The organism is Segnochrobactrum spirostomi, assembly GCF_009600605.1.
Lineage (GTDB): Bacteria > Pseudomonadota > Alphaproteobacteria > Rhizobiales > Segnochrobactraceae > Segnochrobactrum > Segnochrobactrum spirostomi.
The window spans coordinates 2,173,376-2,198,078 of the sequence record NZ_VWNA01000001.1 but is presented as its reverse complement, the minus strand read 5'-3'; the positions used below and the strand labels follow the sequence as shown (position 1 = coordinate 2,198,078).

Sequence of the window (24,703 nt, the reverse complement as noted above, 5' to 3'; positions counted from 1 at the left end):
CGGTGGGGCCGACGCCGGAAGAGCCGCGGCGTGTCTTCGGCCGTCAGATGTCGTGCTTGCGGATGTTGCGCAGAAGCTTGTGCAGGGTGCCGGCGAAGGCCTGGAACTCGTCCTCGTCGACGTCGTCGAACAGCCGGTCGAACATGTCGTAGAGCATCGGCCAGATCGCCGCGAAGGCGTCGCGGCCGGCTTCGGTCAGGCTGACCTCGCGCACCCGCATGTCGTCCGGGCGCTGGCGGCGGCGCACATAGCCCTGCTCCTCGAGCGAATCGAGGGTGCGGCTCATGGTCGATTGCTCGGTGACGGCGAAGACCGAGAGCTCGTTGATGGTGAGCCCGGACGACACCGAGAGCACGGTGAGCGCCCGCATCTTGGCCGTCGTCAGGTCGTGGGCCTTGAGCGCCTCGGCCATGTTGAGGTTCCAGCGCGCCATGATGCGGTTCATCAGGTAGGGCGCGAACTGGTTGAGGCCGATCTCGCCCATGCTGGGCCGCTCGCCGCCGGCCCGGTGCAGCACGCCGGTGCGGAAGCGGTCGCCGAGGCGTGCTTCGGCCGCCTCGGCGTCGGACAGTCCGGCGTCTCCGTTCGGGATCTCGTCGTCGTTCGCCATGCCGGACCTCTACGCGAGCGACTGGGCGAGCAGGAAGCCCGATCCGCCGCCGAGGCCCGGACCCGGGTGGGTCGACGCGCCGATATGATAGAGGCCGGGCACGAAGGTGCGGTGGTTCACCGAGCCCTTGAGCGGCCGCCACAGGAAGAATTGGTCGAGCCCGCAGGCCCCGCCATAGGGATCGCCGCCGACGAGATTGACGTTGAGGGCTTCGAGATCGGCCGGGGAGAACACGCGCCGGGCGATCTTGGTCGCGGCGAAATCCTCGATGTGGCGGGCGAGGATCGCCTCGATGCGGTCGGCATAGGCCTCGCGCACCGCCTCGGTCCAGCCGGCGGCGGGATCGACGGCGATCTCGCCGGCCGCGTCGCCCTTGAGCACCCGCGGCGCCTCGGGCAATTGCAGCCACAGGATCGCCTGACCCTCCGGCGCCCGGCTCGGATCGAGCGCGGTCGGCTGGCCGACGCAGATGGTCGGAACCGCCGGCAGGAGGCCGCGTTCGGCCTCGTTCGCGGCCCGCGACACGCCGTCGAGACCGGGCGTCAGATGGAGCAGGGCGACGCCGCCGAGATCGCCGTCACGCCAGCGCGGCGGCCGCGACAGGGCATAATGGACCTGGAGGTTGCCCTTGCCGTGGCGGAAGCCCTGGAGGTCGTCGCGCACCGTCTCGGGGAGGTCTGCGCCGCCGAGCAGGCCTTGGTAAAGCTGCTTCGGCGCGGTCGAGGCGATCACGCCCCGGCTCGCCGCGAACCGGCGGCCGTCGGCGGTGCGCACGCCGGTCGCCCGGCCGCCGGCGCCGCGCTCGATCGCGACGACGTCGGCCCCGGTGAGGATGGTGCCGCCCTGGTCGATGATGAGGCGCTCGAAGGCGGCGAGGAAGGTCTTCGCTCCGCCCTTCACGATCGGGCAGCCGGCCGCCTCGACGGCGAAGCCGATCACCTTGACCATCTCGGCCGAATAGGCGCTTTCGGGTCCGAGGCCGCAATGCAGCACCCACGGCGCCCACAGCGCCCGCGTGACCTCGGAGCCGTAGGTGCTTTCGAGATGGCCGCGGGCGGGCTCCAGCGCCTCGCCGAAGAAGCGCGCGAGGGCGCGGGGACCGCGGCGCCAGGCTTCCTTGAGGACCGTCTTGACCATCGCGCCCGACCAGAGCGACCCGCCGAGCAGGGCGAACAGGAACGGCGCATCGGCGCCGAGCCGCTGCATGGTGCGGTCGAAGGCCTTGCCGTCGCCGACCGCCAGCGCCTCGAAAGCGGCGACGTTGCGGGCGCGGTCCATCGCCAGCACGGCATGGCGGCCATCGGGCAGGAGCACGCCGGTCGGGGTCGGGGAGTGGCAGAAGGCGAGGCCGCGGGCCTCCAGGTCCTTGCCGAGCGCCGCATAAGCCGGCGAGGTGATGAAGAGCACGAAGGTGGTCGCCATCACGTCGTGGACGAAGCCCGGCGCCGTCACCTCCTCGGTGCGGAGGCAGCCGCCGATGCGGTCGTTGCGCTCGAGCAGGACGACCTTGCGGCCCTTGCGGCCGAGCATCGCGGCGGCGACGAGGGCGTTGATGCCGCTGCCGACGATCACGTAATCGGCGCCGGAGGAAGAGGCGGTGTGTCCGCTCATCGAAGCGTCTCCCGTTCGGGCTCAAAGGCGGCGGGCGGTACGGGCACGGCAGGCGGACGGCGCCACCGCACGGGACGGAATGGAACGAGGTCCGCCGCCACTCGGTCCCCGCTTCATCTGTCGGCGTTCAGGGCCCCGTCGCCGCGGCGGGTGCCGACGGAGGATGTCCCTCTCCGTCGTCAACTCCTGCCGGGTCGCCGCAATCCGGGATATCGAACCTCGGCCATCACCGTCGGCGAACGCCTCGCTGACGCGGCAGAGAACACCCTCACCGTGGTCATCCCCGGGCTTGTCCCGGGACCCAGGAGCCGCGAACGCGATGCTCGCCGCCCTAGATTCCCGGGACAAGCCCGGGAATGACGACGGAGAGAGGAGTAATTGCGGCGTACGTCGGAGCGCGCGGCGTCAGCCGGCGACGAGGGCCAACACGCGCACCGGGCTGCCGGTGCCCTGCACGAACTTCAGCGGCGCGGCGATCAGGATCGCGCCCTTCGGCGGCAGCTTGTCGAGATTGACGAGGCTCGCGAGGCCGTAGCGGTTCGCCTTGTGCATCAGGTTGTGGGCCGGGAACGGCGGGTTGAAACCCGCGGCCGCACCGGCATCGGTGCCGACCGTCTCGACGCCCCAGCCGATCACGCCCTTCGAGAGGATGTACTCGATGACCTCCGGCGTCGGGCCGGGGGAGTGCGGGCCGTTGGCGTCGGCGTTGAGGAAGGCGGCCGCGTCGGTGTTGCGGTGGTACCAGTCGGTGCGCATCAGCACCCAGGAGCCGGGCTCGATGGCGCCGTGCTTGGCTTCCCACGCCTTCACCGCGTCGACGGTGAGCAGGAAGTCCGGATTCGCCGCGACCTCGGCGCTGCAATCGATGACGTTCGCCGGGGCGACGAAGTTCTGCGGCGGGATCGTATCGGTGGTGTTGTCCGTGTTGTCCTTGCCGGTGATCCAGTGCGCCGGGGCGTCGAAGTGGGTGCCGGTGTGCTCGCCGAGCACCATCCAGTTCCACGCCCAATAGGGGCCGTCCTGGTCGTAATGGGAGATCGTGTGGACCTCGACCTTCGGGGTGTTCTTGCCGATCTCCGGGGGCAGATAGAGGATCGGGGTGTCGGGGCCGAGCGGGGCGGCGAGGTCGACGACCTTGATGCCGCCGCCGGCGAGGGCGGTGGCGACGTTCGAAAGGATTTCCTGAGCGGACATGCGAGACGTTCCCCTGTGCGGACGGATGCCGCCGGGCCCGGGCGGTCTCCTGCCGCCCTCGTCGCCCGCCGGCGCGGTGCGCTCATCCTAGGACGGAAATATGAGAACGCAAGCATCTGCCGCACCGCCCCGCCGCGGCGCGGGCTCCGCGGTGAGACGCGGGCGGTCGTCCGGATGCGCGCGCCGGCCGCGATCCTTGCCCGGCAAACGGCAGATTTCTTCGGAAACGGAGGCGACCGGCACCCGGCGATATCGATCGCGCCGCCGCCTTCGCGACCGACGCGAACCGCCTCGAAGCGATGGACAAGGTCCATGCATTCGAGACTATGATGGGCGAGACGCCGAACGGCGCAGGGGAACGGAGAGAGCGATGGTCGATGCGGTCGTGATCGGTGCGGGCGTCAACGGGCTCGCGGCGGCGGTGCATCTCGCGGCCAAGGGCTGGAGCGTCACCGTCGTCGAGGGCAACGCCGAGCCCGGCGGCGCGGTGAAGACGCGCGAGGTGACGCTGCCCGGCTTCCGGCACGACCTCGCGGCGATGAATCTCGGCATGTTCGCCGGCTCCCCGTTCCACGCGGTCTACAAGGACCGCCTCGCCGCCCACGGCCTCGCCTTCGCCCACACCACGGACGCCTTCGCGAGCCCGTTCCCCGACGGCACCTTCCTCGGCGTGAGCCAATCGCTCGACATGACGACCGCGCGGTTCGCCGGCGTGTCGGCGGCGGACGCCGAGGCGTGGAAGGCGCTGTTCGCCGAATTCGGCGGCGACGCGCCGCACATCTTCGCCCTGCTCGGCGCGCCGATGCCGTCGTGGCAGACCGCCAAGATCGCCTGGAAGGCGTGGCGCGCGAAGGGCCTGCCGTGGCTGCTCGAAACCGGGCGGATGCTGACCGCCTCGCCGCGCGACTGGCTCGACGCCCGCTTCGAGAGCGAGAAGGTCAAGGCGATGATGGCCTCCTGGGGCCTCCACCTCGACTTCTCGCCGGACGTCGCCGGCGGCGCGCTCTTCCCCTATCTCGAATCGATGGTGAACCAAGCCTTCGGCATGACCATCGGCGCCGGCGGCGCGGACGTCATTATCCGGGCGATGGTGAACCTCCTGAAAGCCTCGGGCGGCGAGGTGCTGACCGGCACGGCCGTCGAGCGCATCGAGGTCTCGGGCGGCCGCGCCGCAGGGGTCGTGCTCGCCGACGGCCGCCGCATCGCCGCGACCCGGGCCGTCGTCGCCAACGTTCATCCGAAGCTGGTGTTCGGCCGTCTCCTCGCCGCCGATCCCGCCCGCGCCGCGTTCGACCGCAAGATCGCCGCCTTCCGCGCCGGTCCGGGCACGATGATGATCCACCTCGCCCTGGACGGCCTGCCGGATTGGCGCGCGGGCGAGGAGCTGAAGCGCTTCGCCTACGTCCATCTCGCCCCGGATTTCGCGACGATGGGCCGGGTCTATACCGAGGCGATGGCGGGGCTTTTGCCGGCCGAACCGGTCGTCGTGGTCGGCCAGCCGACGGCGCTCGATCCGTCCCGCGCCCCCGCCGGCCAGCACGTGCTGTGGCTCCAGGTCCGGGTGCTGCCGGCGGAGATCCGTGGCGACGCGCTCAAGGCGATCGCCGGCACCGATTGGGACGCGGTCAAGGACGCCTATGCCGACCGCGTCCTCGACCTCGTCGAGCGCTACGCGCCCGGCCTGCGCGGCAAGATCCTCGGCAGGGCGGTCTTCTCCCCACGCGATCTCGAGCGGGAGAACCCCAACCTCATCGGCGGCGACAACCTGTCGGGCAGCCACCACCTCGACCAGAACTTCCTGTTCCGCCCCCTGCCGGGCTGGTCGCGCTACCGGACGCCGGTCGAGGGGCTCCACCTCTGCGGCGCCTCGACCTGGCCCGGCGCCGGCACGGGCGCCGGCTCCGGCTTCCTCCTCGCCCAAGCCCTCGCCGGCCCGGCGAAGGGATAGCCGCGGACGCTTGCGGCTTCCGGAGACCTACGCTCCATTCAACGATGATCCGTATAGCGTAGCGTTATGCTATACAGAGAACAATCACGCGCCATGAAGGTCCGGAGCGTGGTCCATAAGGCAATGGTGGAGAGGCCTACATGGGTTCGACCCAAGGGATCCGCATCAAAAGCCCCGCCCATCCCGGCGGGTTCGTGAAGAGCGAGATCGTCGAGGCGCTGGGGCTCACGGTGACGCGCGCGGCCGAGGTGCTCGGCGTCACCCGGGCCGCCTTGTCGGCGCTCCTGAACGAGCGCGCCAACCTCTCCCCCGAGATGGCGCTGCGTCTCGAAAAGGCGTTCGGCGTCTCGATGGAGACCCTGATGCGGATGCAGAACAGCTACGACATCGCCGAGACGCGCAAACGGGCGGGCGACATCGACGTGGCGCCGTACGCCGATCGGCGCCTCGATCCAAACGGCGCGGCGCCCTGAGCAAGTGCGACGGAACGGCCGGGCGGATCGACGCATCATCGGCGATGCATCGGATGAATGCCGACCTTCCGCCGCCGATGCGCTCCGCCACTTAACGCTTCGTGAAAGAATTCCTGCTAAATCTAAGTATATCCCCAAAAATAACGTGCATGACGCTGCCTGATCTGTGGATAATTTCCAGGATCAAAATGAGAACTTTTCGATTCTCCCGATTCGTACCCGCACTGTTCGCGATTTCTTCCCCGGCGCGAAGGCGCGCCTCTCGCCCCGTTCGAATCGCTTGACTCGAAGTCGTTGATGCGACTCGTGTTCTCCAGCGCCGACTCCGGCCGTCCCGGCCTTCCGCTGGTCCCGCGATTCAGGATTTCGTGGCACTCCGCCCTGCCGACACAAGATGTCGAGAGAACATACCGTGATTCTGTCCGAGTCATCGATTCGGGCCCGATTCGTTCGAGACTCGTTCCCCTGCGTTCTCCACAACCATCGCGAAGCCGCGAGCGGTGGTTGCGAGGCGCGATTCGGTGGCGCGCCGCCGCGCGAGCTGTGCTAAGCCTCTCCGCGCTTGCTCCCGGGTGCCGCCGGCGCCCCTGACGAAGAGTGCAATGGCTGTTTCTCCCAGGCTGCCGCTGCCGCCCCAGATCCGCGCCCGCACGGTCACCGCCGTCCTCGGTCCGACCAATACGGGCAAGACGCATCTGGCGATCGAGCGGATGCTCGCCCACCCGAGCGGGTTGATCGGCCTGCCGCTGCGCCTCCTCGCGCGCGAGGTCTATACGCGGGTCGCCGAGCGGGTCGGCGCCAACGCCGTCGCCCTCATCACCGGCGAAGAGAAAGTGCTGCCGCCGTCGCCGCGCTTCTTCGTCTGCACCGTGGAGGCGATGCCGGACACGACCGACGTCTCGTTCGTCGCCATCGACGAGGTGCAGCTCGCCGGCGACCTTGAACGCGGCCGGGTCTTCACCGACCGCATCCTGTCGCTGCGCGGCCGCGACGAGACGCTGCTGCTCGGCGCCACCACCGTCCGTCCGCTGCTCGAAAAGCTCATCCCCGGCATCAACGTGGTCACCCGGCCGCGGATGTCGGTGCTCACCTATTCGGGGCAGAAGAAGATCACCCGTCTGCCGCTGCGCTCAGCGATCGTCGCCTTCTCGGCCGGCGAGGTCTACGCCATCGCCGAGCTGATCCGCCGCCAGCGCGGCGGCGCGGCCGTGGTGCTCGGCTCGCTCAGCCCGCGCACCCGCAACGCCCAGGTCGATTTGTTCCAGGCGGGCGACGTCGACTTCCTGGTCGCCACCGACGCCATCGGCATGGGGCTCAATCTCGACGTCGATCACGTCGCGTTCGCCTCCAACCGGAAGTTCGACGGATATCAGTACCGCCTGCTCAATCCGGCCGAGATCGGCCAGATCGCCGGGCGCGCCGGGCGCCACACCCGCGACGGCACCTTCGGCGTCACCGGCCGGGCCGATCCGTTCGACGACGAGCTCGTCAAGGAGCTCGAATCCCACCGGTTCGCGCCGGTCAGGGTGCTGCAATGGCGCAGTTCGGCGCTCGATTTCGCCTCGCTCACCGCGTTGCGCCAATCGCTCGACGAGCCGCCACGGGAAGAGGGGCTGACGCGGGCGCCGCCGGGCGACGACGTCGTGTCGCTCGATTTCGCCATGCGCGACCCCGAAATCCGCGACCTCGCCGGCTCGCCCGCCCGGGTCGAACGGCTGTGGGAAGTCTGTCAGGTACCCGATTATCGCAAGATCGCGCCGGCCAACCACGCCGACCTGATTCTGGCGCTCTACGGCTACCTGATCCGCGACGGCTGGGTCTCCGACGACTGGTTTTCGCGGCAAGTCGCCTTCGCCGACCGCACCGACGGTGACATCGACACCCTATCGAACCGGATCGCCCACATTAGAACCTGGACTTATGTCGCAAACCGTGGAGATTGGCTCTCCGATCCGGACCACTGGCGCGGCATCACCCGCGATGTGGAGGATCGGCTGTCCGACGCCTTGCACGAGCGGCTTACCCAGCGCTTCGTCGATCGGCGGACCAGCGTGCTGATGCGACGCTTGAGAGAGAATGCGATGCTCGATGCGGAAATCACCGCGACCGGCGACGTGACGGTTGAAGGCCAGCACGTCGGCCATCTCCACGGCTTCCGCTTCGTGCCGGCGGCCGGCGGGGAGGGACCCGACGGCAAGGCCCTGCGCGCCGCCGCCGCCAAGGCGCTGGCCGGCGAAATCGAGCGGCGGGCGGAGCGCGTCGGCCGCGCCGGCGACGGCGACTTCGTGCTCGCCGCCGATGGCGCCGTGCGCTGGCAGGGCGAGGCCATCGCCAAGCTCATCGCCTCCGAGGACGCGCTGAAGCCGGGCTTCGTGCTGCTCGCCGATGAGCACCTCACCGGCCCCGGCCGCGAATTGGTCGATGTCAGGGTACGCACCTGGATCGCGAGCCACCTCGGCACCATTCTGAAGCCGCTGTTCGATCTGCTCGAGGCCCCCGATCTCACCGGCCTCGCCCGCGGCATCGCCTATCGCATCGTCGAGCATCTCGGCGTCCTGGAGCGCCCGCTCGTCAGCGAGGACGCCAAGGCGCTCGACCAGAACGACCGCGCCGTGCTGCGCAAATACGGCGTCCGCTTCGGCGCCTATCATCTGTTCGTGCCGGCGCTCCTGAAGCCGGCGCCGGGCCGCCTGCTCGCGACCCTGTGGGCGCTCAAGAACGCCGATTTCGACGTGCCGGGCCTCATCGAGGTGCCGCAGCTCTCGGCGTCGGGGCGCACGTCCATTCCGGTCGATCCGGCGGTGCCGGTCGATCTCTACCGCGTCTGCGGCTTCAAGGCCTGCGGCGGCCGCGCCGTGCGCATCGACATCCTGGAGCGGCTCGCCGACATCATCCGCCCGATCCTCGCCTGGCGGCCGGGTCCCGAAAGCGGCACGCCGCCCGAGGGCGCCTATCCGACCGGCGGCGGCTTCATGCCCACCGTGCGGATGACGTCGCTCGTCGGCTGCTCGGGCGAAGATTTCGCCTCGATCCTAAAGGGCCTCGGCTATCGTATGGAGCGCCGCCCGGCGCCGGCGAAGCCGGTTGAGGCGCTCGTGGCGGAGACGCCGAGCGCCGAAGCGGCCCCGGCACCTGCGGAGGCCGCCGAGGACGCGGCGAGCGAGACCGACGTTGCGACCGTCGACGCGACCGAATCGGTTGCGTCGGTGAGCGATGCCGACGCGGTGGCGGCGGACGAGGCCGCACCCGAGGGCGTGGCGGCCGAAGAGACGGCCGCGACCGAGACCGCGGCCCCGGAGGCCGCGCCCGCGGCCGACGCCGAAGCGCCGACGGCGGCCGAAGAGCCCTCCGAGATCGAGGCGGCGCAGGCGGATGTGGCAGACGCCGCAGCCGAACCGGCTTCCGACGATGGCGCCGCGGCGCCGGCGGAACCGGAACTCGTCGAAGTGTGGCGTCCCGGCGGACGGGGCGACCGGCGCCAGGGCGAAGGCGGACGCCGTCATCCGCCGCGCCGTGCCGAAGGCGAGCGCGGACGGGATGGTCAAGCCCGCCGCTACGACCGGCCGCGCCCAGAGGGTGGTCGGCAGGAGGGCGGCCGGCAAGACGGTGGTCGTCCGGACCAAGCCCGCGCCGACGGCCCGCGGCAGGACCGGCGTGCCGGCGGCGAAGGCGGTCAGGGCGCGCCCCACGGCCAGCGCCGCGAACGCCCGGCAAACCAGGAGTCGCGCGGCGAGGGCGGACGTCCGCCGCGCCGGGACGATCGGCGCGACCGCAACGCCGAACGCGGCGACCGCCCTCAGGGGGACCGTCCGCAGGGCGGCCGGGACGAGCGTCAGAACCGTTCGAACCAGGATCGGTCTTTCCAGGATCGCAACCGCCAGGACCGGCCGCGCGCCGACAAGCCGATCGATCCCAACTCGCCGTTCGCGGCGCTCGCCGCCCTCAAGGCGGATCTCGAGCGGCGCGGCCGCTGATTTCGCGATTTTATTGAGTAGATAAGAGAAAAGACGATGTCGTTTCCCGGCGTGATTGTTCCCGTCATCCTGGCCGGTGGATCCGGCACGCGGCTCTGGCCGATCTCGCGCGACACGCTGCCGAAGCAGTTCATCGCGCTCGCCTCGGACCGCAGCCTCTATCAGGACACGCTGACGCGGGTGAAGCAGGGCGACCAGTTCGCGGCGCCCATCGTGGTGACGAGCGACGATCTGCGCTTCTTCGCGCTGCGCCAGGCGACCGATATCGGCATTCGTCCGCGCGTCATCCTGGAGCCGGCGCGACGTGATTCCGCCGCCGCGCTGCTCGCCGCCACCCTCGTCGCGCAGGCAGAATATGGCGAGGATTGCCTGATCCTGGCGCTCGCCGCCGATCATGTCATCGGCGACGAGCCGGCCTTCCACGAGGCCTGCCGCGTCGCCGCCGCGGCGGCGGAAAAGGGCGCGATCGTCACGTTCGGCATCGAGCCGACGGGACCGCGCACCAGCTACGGCTACATCCGCCGCGGCGCGGCGCTCGGCACCGGCGCCTGGAAGGTCGAGGCCTTCGTCGAGAAGCCGAACGAGGAGACCGCCGAGCGTTATCTCAGCGAAGGCTATCTCTGGAACTCGGGGAACTTCCTGTTCCCGGCCGCACTGCTCGCCGCCGAGGTGGAGCGGTTCCAGCCGACCATCGCGAGCGCGGTGCGCGAGGCCGTCGAGGGCCGCAAGGTCGACCACGACTTCATCCGCCTCGAAAAGGCGGCGTTCGAGCGCACGCCGGCGCTCTCGATCGATTATGCGGTGATGGAGCACACCCACGCCGCGGCCGTCGTCGAGGGCCGCTTCCCGTGGTCCGACGTCGGCTCCTGGAAGGCTCTGAAAGAGATCGGCACGGCGAACGAGGACGGCAACGTCATCCGCGGCCCGGCGAAATTGGTCGACAGCCGCAACTCCTACATCCACTCGGAAGGTCCGCTCGTCACCGCTCTCGGGCTCGACGACATCGCGGTCATCGCCACCGAGGACGCCGTGCTGGTGATGCCGTCCGCGCGCAGCGAGGACGTCAAGGCGCTCGTCGCCACGCTCAAGGCCGAGCAGCGAAGCGAAGCGGCCGAGCACATCAAGAACTATCGCCCGTGGGGCACCTACCAGACCGCGCTGCTCGGCAGCCGCTTCCGGGTCAAGAAGATCGTGGTCGATCCGGGGGCGCGGCTGTCGCTGCAGAAGCATCACCACCGCGCCGAGCACTGGATCGTCGTTCACGGCACCGCCGAGGTGACGGTCGGCGAGCGTGTGTTCGAGCTCCACGAGAACCAGTCGACCTATATTCCCCTCGGCGAGCTCCATCGGCTCGCCAATCCGGGCCGCATCCCGCTCGAGCTCATCGAGGTCCAGACCGGCTCCTATCTCGGCGAGGATGACATCGTCCGCCTCGAGGACATCTACAACCGCTCCTGAGCCCGGAGAAAAAGACGCGCGCCGCCCCTTGTCGCCGGCGCGCGGCGCCCCATATAGCTCTTCATGGTCGTTGCTGGCCACGGCGGTTGCGCGAACGTCACGCTTGCGACCGAACCGGGACGGACGGATGTACTCCGCTTGGGCCGATAGGCCGATCGCCAGACGAGCGATCTCAAGGCAACACCAGACCGCCCGAGGAGGAGACCGCATATGATGACGGTCTTCTCTTCGGGATAACGGCCCTTTCCCTTCCAAAATTTACGAACAACCTGATCGCCGCGAGACTCGGTCTCGGCGAAATTTGGCAGCCGCCTGTATTTCCGGGCGGCTTTCGCGCGTCTTCATCCGATCGCGGAATCCCAGACGAGCTTCGCGGACACCAGAAACAGTGCCAGTTCGACCAGGCGGAAGAAAGTCGCCTGGGGCAGCACCCGCACCAGCTTGGCCCCGGCGAACGTGCCGACGATGCCGAACGGAACCAGCACGGCCGCGACTTCCAAGTTGGCGAAGGAAAGCTGGCCGAGGACCCAATAGGGCACCAGCTTCACCGCGTTGACGATCGCGAACAGGATCGTCGCGGTGCCGGCGAAGGCGAGCTTGTCGAGCTTCTGCGGCAGCACGTAGATCTGGAACGGCGGCCCGCCGGAATGGGAGACGAAGCTCGTGAACCCGGTGACGAGCCCCCAGAAGATACCGCGCGGCACGTCGGCCGGACGCGGCGGGGTCTCGCGGCCGCGCCGCCGCCCGATCTCCTTGCGCCACGCGTCCGCACAATATGCGAGGCCCAAGAGGCCGATCGCGAGGGTGACCCAGCGTTCCGACACCATCGAAGCGGTCGCCCAGCCGACCCCGACGCCGGCGATCGAGGCCGGGATCAGGATGGCGAGATTGCGCCGGTCGAACCGGTGCCGGTAGATCCACAGCCCGAACCAGTCGGTGAGCACATAGATCGGCAGCAGCAGGGCCGCCGCGGTGAAGGGCGGCATCGTCAGCGCCAGCACCGGCACGCCGAGCATGCCGACCACGGGCAACCCGCCCTTCGAAAGGCCGACGGCGATCGCCGCGACGGCCGCGGCGATCAGGATCGCCGGCGCGGCCGGCAGGCTCAGAAGAAAATGGGACATGGAAAGCCGGCGGCGAGACGCGAGCCGCCACCATAGGCACGCCGAGGGCGGGCGGCAACCGCGGCCCCTTCGCCCGATCGCGCGGCGCGCCCTTCCCATTTTTGTGCTGGCGCGCGGTCGCGCGCCGACTCATTCTGCGCCGCGAATCGGTCCGTACGAGACCGAAAAGGGCCTGTCTGGGAAGGAGACCATCTTGGGTGACAAGAAGCGCATCGGCATCGGCCTGATCGGCTCGGGCTTCATGGGCAAGGCACACGCGCTCGGCTTCGCGACCGCCGCGCGGGTGTTCGATCTGCCGTTCGAGGTCGATCTCGCGGTGATGGCCGACATCGACGAGGCCGCCGCCGAGCGGGCGCGCCGGTCCCTCGGCTTCCGCCGCGCCACGGGTGATTGGCGGACGCTGCTCACCGATCCCGAGATCGACGTGATCGACATCACGACGCCGAACGTGCTGCACCGGGAGATGGCGATCGCCGCGATCGCCGCCGGCAAGCACGTCTATTGCGAGAAGCCGCTCGCCCCCCGTGCGCCCGAGGCGCTGGAGATGACCGAGGCCGCCCGCGCCGCCGGCACGATCACCCAAGTCGGCTTCAATTATCTCAAGAACCCGATGATGGCGCTCGCCAAGGAGATCATCGCAAGCGGCGAGATCGGCGAGATCCGCTCGTTCCGCGGCATCCACGCCGAGGACTACATGGCGGACGCCGCCGCGCCCTGGACCTGGCGGCTCGATCCGGCCGGCGGCGGCGGTGCCCTCGCCGACATCGGCAGCCACATCTTCGCGACCGCCCGCCATCTGGTCGGCCCGATCGAATCGCTCATCGCCGATTCGGTGATCGCGGTGCACGAGCGTCCCCTGCTCGGCGGCGGCGGCAGCCGCGCGGTGGAGGTCGACGACGCGACCCGCGTTCTCGTCCGCTTCGCCAACGGCGCGACAGGCTCCCTCGAAGCGAACTGGATCGCCACGGGCCGCAAGATGCAGCACGATTTCGAGATCTACGGCTCGAAGGGCGGCCTCGTCTTCACCCAGGAGCGCTTCAACGAGCTGAAGCTCTACCGCGCCGACGACCCGAAGGGCCTGCGCGGCTTCCGCACCATCATGGCGGGGCCGGAACATCCCGATTACGGCGCCTTCTGCGTCGCGCCGGGCCACCAGATCGGCTTCAACGACTTGAAGGCGATCGAGGTGCGCGACTTCCTCGCGGCCGTGGCCGGTGGCCCGATGATCGGGCCGGATTTCGCCGAGGGCTTCGAGATCCAGAAGCTCGTCGATCTCGCCTACGAATCGTCGCGCGCCCAGGCGTGGCTCAAAGTCCCGGCCTGACGGGCGGGCGTGGGGCGGCGCGACCGCCCCGCCTCAGCGCAGATAGGGGTTCGATACGCGCTCGCGGCCGATGGTGGTCGCCGAGCCGTGGCCCGGCAGTACGGTGAAATCGTCGCCGAGGCTCATCAGCACCCGCTTGATGCCGGCGACGAGAAGCGGCCCGTCGCCATAGGAGAAGTCGGTGCGGCCCACGGTCCCGGCAAACAGCGTGTCGCCGGCGAGCACGAACTTCGCCCCGTGCTCGACATAGACGAGATGGCCCGGGGTGTGGCCGGGGCAGGCATAGACGTCGAAGACGAGCTCGCCGATCGCGATCCGGTCGCCCTCGGCAAGGTAGAGGTCCGGCTTGACCGGTCGCAGACCCGCAATGCCGTAGGACCCGCCGGCGGTGTCGAGCTTGTCGAGCAGGAACTGGTCCTTCTCCGTCGGCCCCTCGATCGGCACGCCGCCGAGCCGCTCGGCGAGTTCCGCGGCGCCGCCAGCATGGTCGAAATGGCCGTGGGTCAGCAGAATTTTCTCGACCGTCGCACCGGCCCGCTCGATCGCCTGAAGGAGCACGTCGACGTCGCCGCCCGGGTCGACGACCGCGGCGCGTCCGGTGGCGCGACAGGCCACGATCGAGGCGTTCTGCTCGATCGGCGTCACCGGAATGACCATCACCTGAAGCGGAGAGGCGAGGGCGTCGTTTCGTTCAGCCACGGTTCATTCCCAAAATAGGATTATCCCATCAACAAGGAACCGCTGCTCGAGGGCTGCGGTTCGAGGACGGGCCTCCTTATAGGCCCAAGGAACGGCCCGTCGAAGCCTCGATTTCGGCGCGACGGGTGACAAGGCGGACGGGGATGTCCGCGAGGAGCGAGAGAATGATCAGGGTTGCGAAAATGGCCATGCTGACGGCGGCGCTGGCCACCGCCGTTGCCGTCGCCGCGCCCACCACCGAGGCGCAGGCCGGCCAATGGCACAACAATGGCGGCGTCGCCGTCGCGGCCGGCGTCGCGGGTCTCGCCGCGGGCGTTCTGCTCGGCTCCGCCCTCAACGCCCCGCCGAACGGCCCCTACGGCCCGGTGGTCGGTCCGGCCCCGCCGCCGGCGGTCGTCTACGCCCCGGCTTATGCTCCGGTCTACGCCCCGCCGCCCCCGCCGGCTCCGGTCTATGCCCCGGTCTACGCCGAAGCCGCCGCGCCGGCGCCGTGGTCGCCCGCCTGGTACAATTATTGTTCGGCGCGCTACCGCTCGTTCAATCCGAACGACGGCACCTATATCGGCTTCGACGGCTATCAACATTTCTGCGAGTAAGGTTCGTCCTTGCAATCATGTGGCCGCCCGGTGTGTCCCTCACGCCCCGGGCGGCAAAAAATGCGACGAAGCGGGAACGCTCACCGAAGCGGGTCGTTGACGAAGCGGTCCGGCTTCTGCCCAATGCCGCCGGATTCGGGCCGTATCGTTCGGCCATATCGATCGGCGGCTGCGCTTGCGGCCTCGCAAGGAGTGATGAGGGATGGAGGGGCGTCGCGCGTTCCACGTCGGGGCCGTTTCGGCCCGCACGGTTTCGAAGGCTTCGGTCCTGAAGGCGCCGGCGATCGCGTGCCTCGCGCTCGCCATGGCCACGGCCGGCTGCACCACCTTCGGCACCTCGCGCCCCGCCGCCCCCGAGCCGCTCCAGCCGGTGCCGACCGCGCCGGTCGCCACGACCCAGCTTCCGCCCCCCGAGCCGACCCCCGAGGCCCAGCAGCCGGCGCAGCCCGCCGCCCTGCCGAGCGCCGACGCCGCCCTGTCGGTGCAGCGCTCCGACATGATCGGTGGCTGGACCGTCGAGTCCGGCGGCGCGCGCTGCCAGCTCTTCATGGTGCTCACCGGGTGGAGCGGTGGCTATCGCGCCTCGACGCGCGGCTGCTCGTCGGACGTTCTCAAGACCATCTCGGCCTGGGACCTGAACGGCAAGGAAATCACCCTGAAGGATTCCTCGGCCGCTCCGGTCGCCACGCTCTATTCGACGGCGGCGAACCGCTTCGAGGGCCGTCTGGCGAGCGGCCAGGCGATCAGCGTCAGCCGCTGAGCGCGGCGCGCCGACCGCAATCCTCGCGTGTCATCGCTGGCAGACCGGGCAGAAGAACGTCGACCGCCCGTTCTGCACGATGCGCTGCACCGTTCCCCGGCAATTCGGCGTCCGGCACGGCTCGTGCTCGCGGTCGTAGACCGCGAAGGTGTGCTGGAAATAGCCGAGCTCGCCGTTCGGCTGCGCATGATCCCGCAACGTCGACCCGCCCGCCGCGATGGCGTCGGCGATGACGGCCCGGATCGCCTCGGCGAGCCGCGTCGCCCGCGCCGTCGGCCCGCCTGCCGCGGTCGCGAGCGTACCGGCCTGCCGGCGCGGCGACAGGTGGGCGCGCCACAACGCCTCGCAGACATAGATGTTGCCGAGCCCGGCGATCAGCGTCTGATCGAGCAGCGCCGCCTTGAGGGAGGTCGCCTTGCCCCGGAAAGCCGCGGCGATGAGGTCTCCCGAGAGCGCGTTGCCGGTCGGCTCCACCCCCAGATTTTTCAGCAGCGGCTGCTCCTCGAGCCGGGCCGCGTCGGCGAGGATCATGAACCCGAAGCGGCGCGGGTCGTTGTAGGTGATGCGCGCGCCGCCCTCCATGTCGAACACCACGTGGTCGTGGGCGGCCGCCTTGGAGCGCGGGATGTGGAAGGCGCCGGGGCTCGCCGTCTCCCCCCTCTGATCGACGCGGAACGAGCCGGACATGCCGAGATGCATGAGGAGCGCGTCCGGACCGTCGGTGCGCACGAGCAGATATTTGGCCCGCCGGTCGAGCGAGACGACGCGCCGGCCTTCGAGGCGCTCGCGAAAGCGCTCGGGGAACGGAAAGCGCAGATCCGGCCGGCGCGCCTCCACGGAGAGGAAGCGGCGTCCCTCCATCGCCGGCGCGAGGCCGCGCCGCACGGTTTCGACTTCGGGAAGCTCGGGCATCTCGGGAACCGGATCAGGCGTAAAAGGACCGGCCGCGCCGCAGGGTCGCGGTCCGGCCCGGACGATAGCGTGCACGGGACCCTTCGGCTATGGTCGCCGCGCATCGGGATTTCGAGGCAACGGGGTTTCGACCCGGGAGATATGGATACGATGACGGACGGCGCGAACGGCCAACGACTTGATGCCGAATACGGCTTCCGGCGGGTGGCGCTCGATGAGAAGCAGACCCTCGTCGATTCGGTGTTCCATCGCGTGGCGCGCCGCTACGACATCATGAACGACCTGATGTCGGGTGGCCTGCACCGGCTGTGGAAGGACGCCATGGTGTCGTGGCTCGCCCCGCCGCAGCGCGGGCCCGGCCGCTTCGAGGCGCTCGACGTCGCCGGCGGCACCGGCGACATCGCGTTCCGCATCGTCGAGCGTGCGCGCGGCCACGCCCATGCGACCGTGCTCGACATCAATGCCGAGATGCTCGCCGTCGGCCGCGAGCGCGCCGAGACGCGGCGGCTCTCCGGCGATGTCGACTTCATCGAGGGCAATGCCGAGACGTTGCCGTTCGAAAGCGGCACCTTCGACAGCTATACGATCGCCTTCGGCCTGCGCAACGTGCCGCGCCGCGAGGCCGCCATCGCCGAGGCCTACCGGGTGCTGAAGCCGGGCGGGCGCTATCTGTGCCTGGAATTCTCGGCCGTCGACGTGCCCGGCCTCGACAAGCTCTACGACTTCTTCTCGTTCCGCGTGATTCCGGAAATCGGCCGCGTCGTCGCCGGAGATGCCGAACCTTACCGTTATCTCGTCGAATCGATCCGCACCTTCCCCAATCCCGAACGCTTCGGCGGCATGCTGCGCCGCGCCGGCTTCGAGCGGGTGACCTGGCGGCTCCTGTCCGGCGGCATCGCGGCCATTCATTCGGGCTACCGTCTCTAATGGGCTTCGCGATCGCCCCGCTCTACCGCCTCGCCCGCGCCGGTTACGTGATGGCGCGGGAAGGGGTTTTTTCCCTCGTCCCGCCGATCGACCTGCCGCCGGCGGCGCGTTTCGCGCTCCGGGTCGGGCGCGCCTTCGAGCGCGCCGGTGCCCGTAGTGCCGAGGACGACGCGCGGCTCACCGAGGCCTTCAACCGGCTCGGGCCGTCCTATGTGAAGCTCGGCCAGTTTCTCGCGACCCGGCCCGACGTGGTCGGCCAGGACGCGGCGAACGAGCTCGCCAAGCTCCAGGATCGCGTGCCGCCGGTGGACGACGCGATGATCCGCGCCGCCGTCGAAGAGGGGCTCGGCGCCCCGATCGACAGCCTGTTCGTCAAATTCGGCCCGGCGGTGGCCGCCGCCTCGATCGCCCAGGTCCACCGCGCGACGGTGCGCGACGCCGACGGCACCGAGCGCGAGGTCGCGGTCAAGGTGTTGAAGCCCGGCGTCGCCGTGCGCTTCGCCCGCGATCTCGAAAGCTATTATGTCGCCGCCCGCATGGTGGAGCGCTTCCTGCCGGTGACGCGGCGGCTGCGCCCGCTCGCCATCGTCGATACGCTCGCCCGCTCGGTCACCCTCGAGATGGACCTCCGCCTCGAGGCCGCCGCGCTCTCCGAGATGGCGGAGAACACGGACGAAGACGAGGGCTTCCGGGTCCCTTCGGTCGACTGGCGGCGCACCGCCAAGACCGTGCTGACGATGGAATGGATCGACGGCATCAAGCTCTCCGACGCGGAGCGCATCGATGCCGCCGGCATCGACCGGGTGAAGCTCGCCAACACCATCATGCAATCGTTCCTGCGCCATGCGGTGCGGGACGGCTTCTTCCACGCCGACATGCACCAGGGCAACCTCCTGGTGGAGCCGAACGGCACGCTGGTCGCCCTCGATCTCGGCATCATGGGCCGTCTCAACGACGCCGAGCGGCGCTTCCTCGCCGAGATCCTCTACGGCTTCATCCGCCGCGATTACCACCGGGTGGCCGAGGTCCATTTCGAGGCGGGCTACGTGCCGCGCGGACAGGACGTCGACGTGTTCGCCCAGGCGCTGCGGGCCATCGGCGAGCCGATCCGCGGCCACACCGCCCAGGAAATCTCCATGGCGCGGCTCCTCACCCAGCTCTTCGAGGTGACCGAGCTGTTCGCCATGTACACCCAGCCGCGGCTCATCATGCTGCAGAAGACCATGGTGGTGGTGGAGGGTGTCGCGCGGTCGGTCGATCCGGATCTCGACATGTGGCGAACCGCCGAACCCGTCGTCGGCGACTGGATCGCCCGCCGCCTCGGCCCCGCCGGCCGGCTCGAAAGCGCCGGCAGCGGCTTCGGGGCGCTCATCAAGCTCGTCTCGGACCTGCCGACCCTCGCCGAGCGGGCCGAGCGGATCTCCGCCTCGCTCGCCGACATGAGCGAGAAGGGAATCGTGCTCGAAGAGCGCAGCCTCGAGGCGCTCGCCGCCGCCGAATCGCGCCGCGGCCGCTCGGGCCGGCTCGCCTTGTGGGTCGGGGCGCTCTCGCTCCTCGCCATCGCGCTCAAGGTGGTGTTCGGGACCTGATCCGCCGGCCGAACAGTCGCGGCGAGCTTAACCCGCGCTTCACCCTGCCCCGACCGCCGTCGGCTCTGCCGCCGGAACCCTGCCGGGGCCGTCGCATTCCTTCTTCGAACGGTCGTGCCGGACACCGGCACCGCCGAGGTTTCGAGGAGAGGAGGCGACGATGCCGATCCGGTCCGCCATGTTCCGCACAATCGTGCTCGCGATCCTGATCGCGGGCCTTCTGCCGCACGCCGCGGCGGCCCAGAACGCCACCGGCGAGGAGGCCGTCCCGCTCGACCCTCCCGTCAGCGGCAATGCCGCCGCGGCGGCGGCCGGGCCGGCGGCCCCCAAGGCACAGCCGCCCTCCGGCGCCTTCACCACGCCGACCCACAGCGCCGCCGAGCGCGATGCCCTGAAGCCGGGCGAACCGGCGGCCCAGCACGAACTCGCCGACAATGCCGAGATGCTGATCGGCAAGCCGCTCGTCACCCGCGACGGCGAGGAGGTCGGGAGGGTCGTCGACATTTCCCGCGATGCGACGGGACAGGTGACGGCGATCCACGTCGAGATGGGCGGCGTGATGGGATTCTTGGGCGACCGCGTGGCGCTGAAGCCGACCGAGATCGCCCCCGGCCGCGATAAGGCGGTCGCCGCCCTGACCCGCGACGAGCTCGACCGCAAGCAGAGCAACCCCGACTGAGCGGCTTACCGCTCCGCCTCGTAGGCGGCGCGCTCGATGCCGTAACGGGCGAGCTTGTCGTAGAAGGTCTTGCGGGGGATGCCGAGCGCCTCCAGCGTCGCCCGCACGTCTCCGCGATGGGCCTCCAGGGCCTCGCGGATCATGTTGGCCTCGATGATTCCGAGCCGCTCCGGCAGGCTCTGGGGCTCGGCACCGCCCGCCGGACGCGCCGCGGGCCGGGTCTCGGGCAGCCCCAGCGCGACCCGCTCCGCGAAGTGGACGAGTTCGCGGACATTGCCCGCCCACGTGTTCTCGACGAGATGGCGCTCGATCGCACGGTCGAGCTTCGGCGGCTGCCGGCCATATTTGCGCGCCGCCCGGGCGAGGAAGTGGGCGAACAGCAAGGGCACGTCGCGCCGCCGCTCCCGCAAGGGCGGGATGCGCAGGGTCACCACGTTGAGGCGATAGAAAAGGTCGGTGCGGAAATCGCCCCGCGCCGCCGGATCGGCGAGATCGACCTTTGTGGCCGCGACGACGCGCAGATCGACCGGCCGCAGCTCGTTGGAGCCGAGCGGGGCGATCTCGCGGGCCTCCAACACCCTGAGAAGCTTCACCTGCGCGCTCGCCGGCATGCTTTCGAGCTCGTCGAGGAAGAGCGTGCCGCCGCTCGAATGCTCGATGCGGCCGATGCGCTTCTTCTGCGCGCCGGTGAAGGCGCCGGCCTCATAGCCGAACAATTCGCTCTCGATCACCGTCTCCGGCAGCGCCCCACAATTGAGCGCGACGAAGGGATGCCGCCGCCGCCGGCCGAGGCGATGGAGCAGGTTCGCCACGACCTCCTTGCCGGTCCCGGTCTCGCCCAGCACCAGGACGTCGACATCGACGTCGGCGAGGTCCTGGATCATCTGGCGCAGCCGCACCATGGCCGGCGCCTCGCCGATCAGGGCGCTCTCGCTCTCCGCCGCCCCTTCCGCCGCCGCGAGCTCGCGCAGGCGGCGGTTCTCAATGACGAGGGCCCGCTTCTCGAGCGCGCGCCGCAGCGTCTCGACGAGCCGGTCGCCCGCATAGGGCTTGGCGATGAAGTCGTAGGCGCCCTCGCTCATCGCCTCCACCGCCATCGCGATATCGGCATGGCCGGAAATCAGCACCACCGGAAGGTCGGCATCGAGGGCGCGGATACGGCGAAAAAGCTCGATGCCGTCGATGCCGGGCAGTCGCACATCGGTGACGACGACACCGGGAAAATCCACGCTCAGGCTCTCCGCCACGCCTGCGGCGGACGAGAAGGGGCGCGGCCGGAAGCCGGCGAGCTCCAAGGCCTGCACGTTGGCGTCGCGCAGGTCGTCGTCGTCGTCGACGAACACGACATCGAGGCCGGCCGGATCCTGCCCGCTCATGGTTGAGACGCCCTCTGGAGAACGATGGTGAAGACGCAGCCCTCCCCCGGCCGGCACGCCGCGGTGAGCGTGCCGCCGAAGCGGGCGACGATGTCGTGGCAGATAACGAGACCGAGGCCGAGGCCCTTCGGCTTCGAGGTGCGGAACGGGGTGAACAACGCCGCCACCTCCGGTTCCGTCAGGCCCGGTCCGCGGTCGGCGATGGCGACGACGACACGCTCGCCCTCGACCCGCACCCCGACCGCGAGCGGCGCCGCCGGGTTGTCCCCGCCCGCCGGCGCGGCGGAGGCGGACAGCGCCTCGATGGCGTTGCGCATCAGGTTGACCAGCACCTGCTCGAGCTCGACGCGGCGCGCCATCACCTTGAGATCCGGTGGGACGGCGGTGAGCGAGGGGCGGATGCCGGCCTGACGCAGCGGCGCGTCGAGGATCATCAAGGCGCCGACGATGGCATCGGCGAGTGCGGTGGGCTCGGTCGTTCCGTCGCCGCGCCGCGCGAAGCCGCGGAGCGTGTCGGTGATGGCGCCGATCCGCTCGGTGAGCGCGACGATCTTGCCGAGCGCGCCGTCGGCCGGCGTGGGGTCGTCGCGCTTCAGGAAGGCGCGGGCATTCTCGGCATAGGTGCGGATGGCGGCGAGCGGCTGGTTGATCTCGTGGGCGACGCCGGCGGTGACCTGCCCGAGGGTCGCGAGCCGGTTCGCCTTGGCGAGCTCCTCACGCGCGTCGGAGAGCCGCTCCTGGGCGCGGCCGCGCTCGGCGATCTCCTCCATGAGCCGGGCATTGGCGCCGGCGAGTTCGGCCGTCCGCTCGGCGACCCGCTGCTCGAGTTCCGCCTTGATGCGGGCCGCGGCGACGAGCCGGGCCTGGGCGCGGCGCCGGCGGCGCATCACCAGGGCGGCCGCGCCGAGGCCGGGCATCAGGACCAAAGCGGCGGCGATCTGGAGGCTCGTCTGGGCCGAGCGAATGGCACGGTCGGCCGGCAGCAGGACGTCGAGCGTCCAGTCGGTGGTCGGAACCACCTCGGTCGCCTCCACGAAGCGCCCCCGCAGGCCGGCGGCGCTGACGAGACCGCCGTCATGGCTGATCCTGAGCGGCTCGAGCGGCGCCGCTCCGAATTGCAGCGAGCGGCGGATGTCGGCGGCGGCCTCCGGCGCGAGCGGCCGCTCGACGTCGAACCGCCAGCTCTCCACCGTGGACAGCAGGACCACGCCACGGGCGTCGGTGACGTAAGCCTGCCCGCCGAGCGCCGTCCAGTCCGCCTCGACCCGGTTGAACTCCACCTTGACGACGATGACGCCGAGCGGACCGTCCGCGCCGTCGATCCGGCGGGAGATATAGAGGCCGGGCCGCCTGCTCACCGTGCCGAGGGCGAATTGCTCGGCGGTGCCGTGGACCATCGCCTGGCGGTAATAATCGCGGAAAGCATAATCCGACCCGACGAAACTCTGCGGCTCGTCCCAGTTCGACGCGGCGATGGCGACGCCGTCGCGGTCGAGCAGGTAGATCACCGAGGACCGGGTCTCCGCGGCGATGGCGTCGAATTTCTCGTCGAGCGCGCGGCGGTCGCTTCCCACCAAAGCCCGGCGCACATCCGGGTCGCGGGCGAGGATGAGCGGCACCGCACGCTGCTTTTCGAGCTCGCCGCGCAGCACCGCGAGGGCGAGGGTCGCGGCGTTCTCCGACCGGCTCCGCACGTCGGCTAGCGCCCGGGAGCGGCCGACATCGGCGGCACCCGTCATCGCCCCGGCGGTGAGGCCGAGCGCGACCAGCGCGAACACCACCCAAGGCCACTTCGCCGGGCGCGGCGCACGGACTTCTGGTTGGTCGGACGGGGACGGATCGGGCGACGACGTCATCCCCCATCTTGCGCGATTTTCCGCATGAGGCAAGCGAATGCGTGCGGATTTTCGCACATAGGGCGTCGGGCCCCCGATCGGACTCCTCTATAAAACATTGATTTTAAACATGATTTCTGAACGCCGCCGGCTGGCACGCCGGTTGCTCAAGCGGAATCGCTGTTTCGCCAAGAACCAACAAACCATCGTCGGAGGAAATCATGGCGCTCATCGCCCCCGCTGCGGCAGGCCATTCGCCGTCCGCCCGCCCGAAGAAGTTCTACCAGCAGCTCTACGTCCAGGTGCTGTTCGCCATCGCGGTCGGCATCACGGTCGGCCATTTCTGGCCGGAGACCGGGGCCGCCCTGAAGCCGCTCGGCGACGCCTTCATCAAGCTCGTGAAGATGATCATCGCGCCGGTGATCTTCCTGACCGTCGCGACCGGCATCGCCGGCATGACCGACATGCAGAAGGTCGGGCGCGTCGCCGGCAAGGCGATGCTCTATTTCCTCTGCTTCTCGACGCTGGCGCTCGTCATCGGCCTCATCATCGGCAACGTGATCCAGCCCGGCACCGGCCTACACATCGATCCGAACAGCCTCGACGCCAAGGCGGTGCAGACCTACGCCACCAAGGCTCATGACGCGAGCGTGGTCGGTTTCCTCCAGAACATCATTCCGGACACCGTCACCGGCGCCTTCGCCTCGGGCGACATCCTCCAGGTTCTGTTCTTCTCCGTGCTGTTCGGCACGGCCCTCGCCCTCGTCGGCGAGCGCGGCAAGCCAATCACCGACTTCCTCCAGAACCTGACCGTGCCGGTCTTCAAGCTGGTCGCGATCCTGATGAAGGCCGCGCCGATCGGGGCGTTCGGCGCCATGTCGTTCACCATCGGCAAGTACGGCATCGGTTCGGTCGCAAACTTGGCGATGCTGATCGGCACCTTCTACCTGACCGCCGCGGTGTTCATCGTCCTCGTGCTCGGCGCCGTGTGCCGCTACAACGGCATCTCGATCTTCGCCCTCATCCGCTACATCAAGGAAGAGATCCTGCTCGTCATCGGCACCTCCTCGTCGGAGGCCGCGCTGCCGAGCCTGATGGAAAAGTTGGAGGCCGCCGGCTGCAAGCGGTCGGTGGTCGGCCTCGTGGTGCCGACCGGCTATTCCTTCAACCTCGACGGCACCAATATCTACATGACGCTGGCGGCGCTGTTCATCGCCCAGGCGATGGACATCCACCTGTCGCTGCAGGATCAGGTCCTCCTGCTGCTCGTCGCGATGCTGTCCTCGAAGGGGGCCGCGGGCATCACCGGCGCCGGCTTCATCACCCTCGCCGCCACGCTGTCGGTGGTGCCGGCCGTGCCGGTCGCCGGCCTCGCCTTGATCCTCGGCATCGACCGCTTCATGTCCGAATGCCGCGCCGTGACGAACTTCATCGGCAACGCGGTCGCGACCATCGTCGTCGCCCGCTGGGAGGGCGAGCTCGACACCGCCCGCCTCAAGGCCGCCCTCGCCGGCCGCCTGCCCGAAGACGTCTCCGATCTCGCCTCGGAGGACGAGCGCATGCCCCTTCCGCACCTCCCGCCCGTTCCGGCGGAGTGAGCGGCGTCGCGACCCG

Annotated in this window: 19 protein-coding genes; 11 read left to right on the top strand and 8 right to left on the bottom strand. The window is 69.8% G+C overall.

The features are described 5' to 3' along the window. Positions 1–43 precede the first annotated feature (43 nt). The 3 genes from F0357_RS09910 to F0357_RS09900 all read right to left on the bottom strand — a co-directional run bounded on the left by F0357_RS09910 (position 44) and on the right by F0357_RS09900 (position 3,415). Positions 44–484, bottom strand: coding sequence for a MarR family winged helix-turn-helix transcriptional regulator (locus F0357_RS09910; RefSeq protein ID WP_246161625.1), 441 nt, complete (start codon positions 482–484; stop codon positions 44–46). Between the two features lie 135 nt (positions 485–619). Then, entirely contained in the window at positions 620–2,221 is a 1,602-nt protein-coding gene (locus F0357_RS09905) for a phytoene desaturase family protein (RefSeq protein ID WP_153480502.1), read from the bottom strand. A gap of 405 nt (positions 2,222–2,626) precedes the next feature. Further along, positions 2,627–3,415, bottom strand: coding sequence for a cyclase family protein (locus F0357_RS09900; protein WP_153480499.1), 789 nt, complete (start codon positions 3,413–3,415; stop codon positions 2,627–2,629). A gap of 370 nt (positions 3,416–3,785) precedes the next feature. On the opposite strand from F0357_RS09900, the gene F0357_RS09895 reads away from it, so the two are divergent. The 4 genes from F0357_RS09895 to F0357_RS09880 all read left to right on the top strand — a co-directional run bounded on the left by F0357_RS09895 (position 3,786) and on the right by F0357_RS09880 (position 11,268). Beyond that, positions 3,786–5,363, top strand: a complete 1,578-nt coding sequence (locus F0357_RS09895; protein ID WP_153480496.1) for a phytoene desaturase family protein — start codon at positions 3,786–3,788, stop codon at positions 5,361–5,363. 140 nt (positions 5,364–5,503) lie between these two features. After that, positions 5,504–5,836 (top strand): HigA family addiction module antitoxin, encoded by a 333-nt coding sequence (locus F0357_RS09890; RefSeq protein WP_153480489.1) that lies wholly within the window; start codon positions 5,504–5,506, stop codon positions 5,834–5,836. Between the two features lie 602 nt (positions 5,837–6,438). Continuing rightward, the gene (locus F0357_RS09885; protein WP_153480486.1) at positions 6,439–9,810 is read left to right on the top strand and encodes a helicase-related protein; all 3,372 of its coding nucleotides are present in this window, start codon (positions 6,439–6,441) and stop codon (positions 9,808–9,810) included. A 36-nt stretch (positions 9,811–9,846) separates the two neighbouring features. Beyond that, positions 9,847–11,268: a mannose-1-phosphate guanylyltransferase/mannose-6-phosphate isomerase gene (locus tag F0357_RS09880; RefSeq protein WP_153480483.1), complete on the top strand. Its 1,422-nt coding sequence runs from the start codon at positions 9,847–9,849 to the stop codon at positions 11,266–11,268. Positions 11,269–11,609: 341 nt separating this feature from the next. Here the strand turns inward: F0357_RS09880 and F0357_RS09875 are convergent, their stop codons facing one another. Beyond that, positions 11,610–12,392 carry a sulfite exporter TauE/SafE family protein gene (locus F0357_RS09875; RefSeq protein ID WP_153480482.1) on the bottom strand — a complete coding sequence of 261 codons (783 nt, stop codon included), beginning with the start codon at positions 12,390–12,392 and terminating at the stop codon, positions 11,610–11,612. Positions 12,393–12,585: 193 nt separating this feature from the next. Between F0357_RS09875 and F0357_RS09870 the strand changes: the two genes are divergently transcribed. Beyond that, positions 12,586–13,716, top strand: a complete 1,131-nt coding sequence (locus F0357_RS09870) for a Gfo/Idh/MocA family protein (RefSeq protein WP_153480480.1) — start codon at positions 12,586–12,588, stop codon at positions 13,714–13,716. Between the two features lie 33 nt (positions 13,717–13,749). Here F0357_RS09870 and F0357_RS09865 read toward each other — a convergent pair whose 3' ends face one another. Then, on the bottom strand, positions 13,750–14,373 hold the full coding sequence (locus F0357_RS09865; RefSeq protein ID WP_153486592.1) for an MBL fold metallo-hydrolase: 624 nt from the start codon (positions 14,371–14,373) through the stop codon (positions 13,750–13,752). Between the two features lie 206 nt (positions 14,374–14,579). Between F0357_RS09865 and F0357_RS09860 the strand changes: the two genes are divergently transcribed. Next, entirely contained in the window at positions 14,580–15,011 is a 432-nt protein-coding gene (locus F0357_RS09860) for a BA14K family protein (protein ID WP_153480478.1), read from the top strand. Positions 15,012–15,213: 202 nt separating this feature from the next. After that, on the top strand, positions 15,214–15,771 hold the full coding sequence (locus F0357_RS09855) for a protease inhibitor Inh/omp19 family protein (protein WP_153480475.1): 558 nt from the start codon (positions 15,214–15,216) through the stop codon (positions 15,769–15,771). Between the two features lie 30 nt (positions 15,772–15,801). On the opposite strand, the gene mutM is transcribed toward F0357_RS09855, so the two are convergent. Then, positions 15,802–16,683 carry a bifunctional DNA-formamidopyrimidine glycosylase/DNA-(apurinic or apyrimidinic site) lyase gene (gene mutM / locus F0357_RS09850; protein ID WP_153480472.1) on the bottom strand — a complete coding sequence of 294 codons (882 nt, stop codon included), beginning with the start codon at positions 16,681–16,683 and terminating at the stop codon, positions 15,802–15,804. A 141-nt stretch (positions 16,684–16,824) separates the two neighbouring features. On the opposite strand from mutM, the gene ubiE reads away from it, so the two are divergent. The 3 genes from ubiE (at position 16,825) to F0357_RS09835 (ending at position 19,878) form a co-directional block, all read left to right on the top strand. Next, positions 16,825–17,610, top strand: a complete 786-nt coding sequence (gene ubiE / locus F0357_RS09845; RefSeq protein ID WP_153480470.1) for a bifunctional demethylmenaquinone methyltransferase/2-methoxy-6-polyprenyl-1,4-benzoquinol methylase UbiE — start codon at positions 16,825–16,827, stop codon at positions 17,608–17,610. After that, positions 17,610–19,199, top strand: a complete 1,590-nt coding sequence (gene ubiB / locus F0357_RS09840) for a 2-polyprenylphenol 6-hydroxylase (protein WP_153480461.1) — start codon at positions 17,610–17,612, stop codon at positions 19,197–19,199. Before ubiE ends, ubiB begins: the two co-directional genes overlap by 1 nt. Before the next feature lie 160 nt (positions 19,200–19,359). Next, positions 19,360–19,878 (top strand): PRC-barrel domain-containing protein, encoded by a 519-nt coding sequence (locus tag F0357_RS09835; protein WP_153480455.1) that lies wholly within the window; start codon positions 19,360–19,362, stop codon positions 19,876–19,878. 5 nt (positions 19,879–19,883) lie between these two features. Here F0357_RS09835 and F0357_RS09830 read toward each other — a convergent pair whose 3' ends face one another. Then, positions 19,884–21,254 carry a sigma-54-dependent transcriptional regulator gene (locus tag F0357_RS09830; RefSeq protein ID WP_153480453.1) on the bottom strand — a complete coding sequence of 457 codons (1,371 nt, stop codon included), beginning with the start codon at positions 21,252–21,254 and terminating at the stop codon, positions 19,884–19,886. Then, a complete protein-coding gene (locus F0357_RS25190; RefSeq protein ID WP_153480451.1) occupies positions 21,251–23,035 on the bottom strand; it encodes a sensor histidine kinase in 1,785 nt (594 codons plus the stop codon). The genes F0357_RS09830 and F0357_RS25190 overlap by 4 nt, the downstream gene beginning before the upstream one ends. Before the next feature lie 275 nt (positions 23,036–23,310). Here F0357_RS25190 and F0357_RS09820 point away from each other — a divergent pair, with 275 nt between their 5' ends. After that, positions 23,311–24,687 carry a dicarboxylate/amino acid:cation symporter gene (locus F0357_RS09820; RefSeq protein WP_153480449.1) on the top strand — a complete coding sequence of 459 codons (1,377 nt, stop codon included), beginning with the start codon at positions 23,311–23,313 and terminating at the stop codon, positions 24,685–24,687. Positions 24,688–24,703 lie beyond the last annotated feature (16 nt).

Bases quoted from the DNA above. Each gene is read 5' to 3' on its own strand.
- F0357_RS09910 (WP_246161625.1), bottom strand. From the start codon at position 484: ATGGGCGAGATCGGCCTCAACCAGTTCGCGCCCTACCTGATGAACCGC.
- F0357_RS09905 (WP_153480502.1), bottom strand. From the start codon at position 2,221: ATGAGCGGACACACCGCCTCTTCCTCCGGCGCCGATTACGTGATCGTC.
- F0357_RS09900 (WP_153480499.1), bottom strand. From the start codon at position 3,415: ATGTCCGCTCAGGAAATCCTTTCGAACGTCGCCACCGCCCTCGCCGGC.
- F0357_RS09895 (WP_153480496.1), top strand. From the start codon at position 3,786: ATGGTCGATGCGGTCGTGATCGGTGCGGGCGTCAACGGGCTCGCGGCG.
- F0357_RS09890 (WP_153480489.1), top strand. From the start codon at position 5,504: ATGGGTTCGACCCAAGGGATCCGCATCAAAAGCCCCGCCCATCCCGGC.
- F0357_RS09885 (WP_153480486.1), top strand. From the start codon at position 6,439: ATGGCTGTTTCTCCCAGGCTGCCGCTGCCGCCCCAGATCCGCGCCCGC.
- F0357_RS09880 (WP_153480483.1), top strand. From the start codon at position 9,847: ATGTCGTTTCCCGGCGTGATTGTTCCCGTCATCCTGGCCGGTGGATCC.
- F0357_RS09875 (WP_153480482.1), bottom strand. From the start codon at position 12,392: ATGTCCCATTTTCTTCTGAGCCTGCCGGCCGCGCCGGCGATCCTGATC.
- F0357_RS09865 (WP_153486592.1), bottom strand. From the start codon at position 14,373: ATGGTCATTCCGGTGACGCCGATCGAGCAGAACGCCTCGATCGTGGCC.
- F0357_RS09860 (WP_153480478.1), top strand. From the start codon at position 14,580: ATGATCAGGGTTGCGAAAATGGCCATGCTGACGGCGGCGCTGGCCACC.
- F0357_RS09855 (WP_153480475.1), top strand. From the start codon at position 15,214: ATGGAGGGGCGTCGCGCGTTCCACGTCGGGGCCGTTTCGGCCCGCACG.
- mutM (WP_153480472.1), bottom strand. From the start codon at position 16,683: ATGCCCGAGCTTCCCGAAGTCGAAACCGTGCGGCGCGGCCTCGCGCCG.
- ubiE (WP_153480470.1), top strand. From the start codon at position 16,825: ATGGATACGATGACGGACGGCGCGAACGGCCAACGACTTGATGCCGAA.
- ubiB (WP_153480461.1), top strand. From the start codon at position 17,610: ATGGGCTTCGCGATCGCCCCGCTCTACCGCCTCGCCCGCGCCGGTTAC.
- F0357_RS09835 (WP_153480455.1), top strand. From the start codon at position 19,360: ATGCCGATCCGGTCCGCCATGTTCCGCACAATCGTGCTCGCGATCCTG.
- F0357_RS09830 (WP_153480453.1), bottom strand. From the start codon at position 21,254: ATGAGCGGGCAGGATCCGGCCGGCCTCGATGTCGTGTTCGTCGACGAC.
- F0357_RS09820 (WP_153480449.1), top strand. From the start codon at position 23,311: ATGGCGCTCATCGCCCCCGCTGCGGCAGGCCATTCGCCGTCCGCCCGC.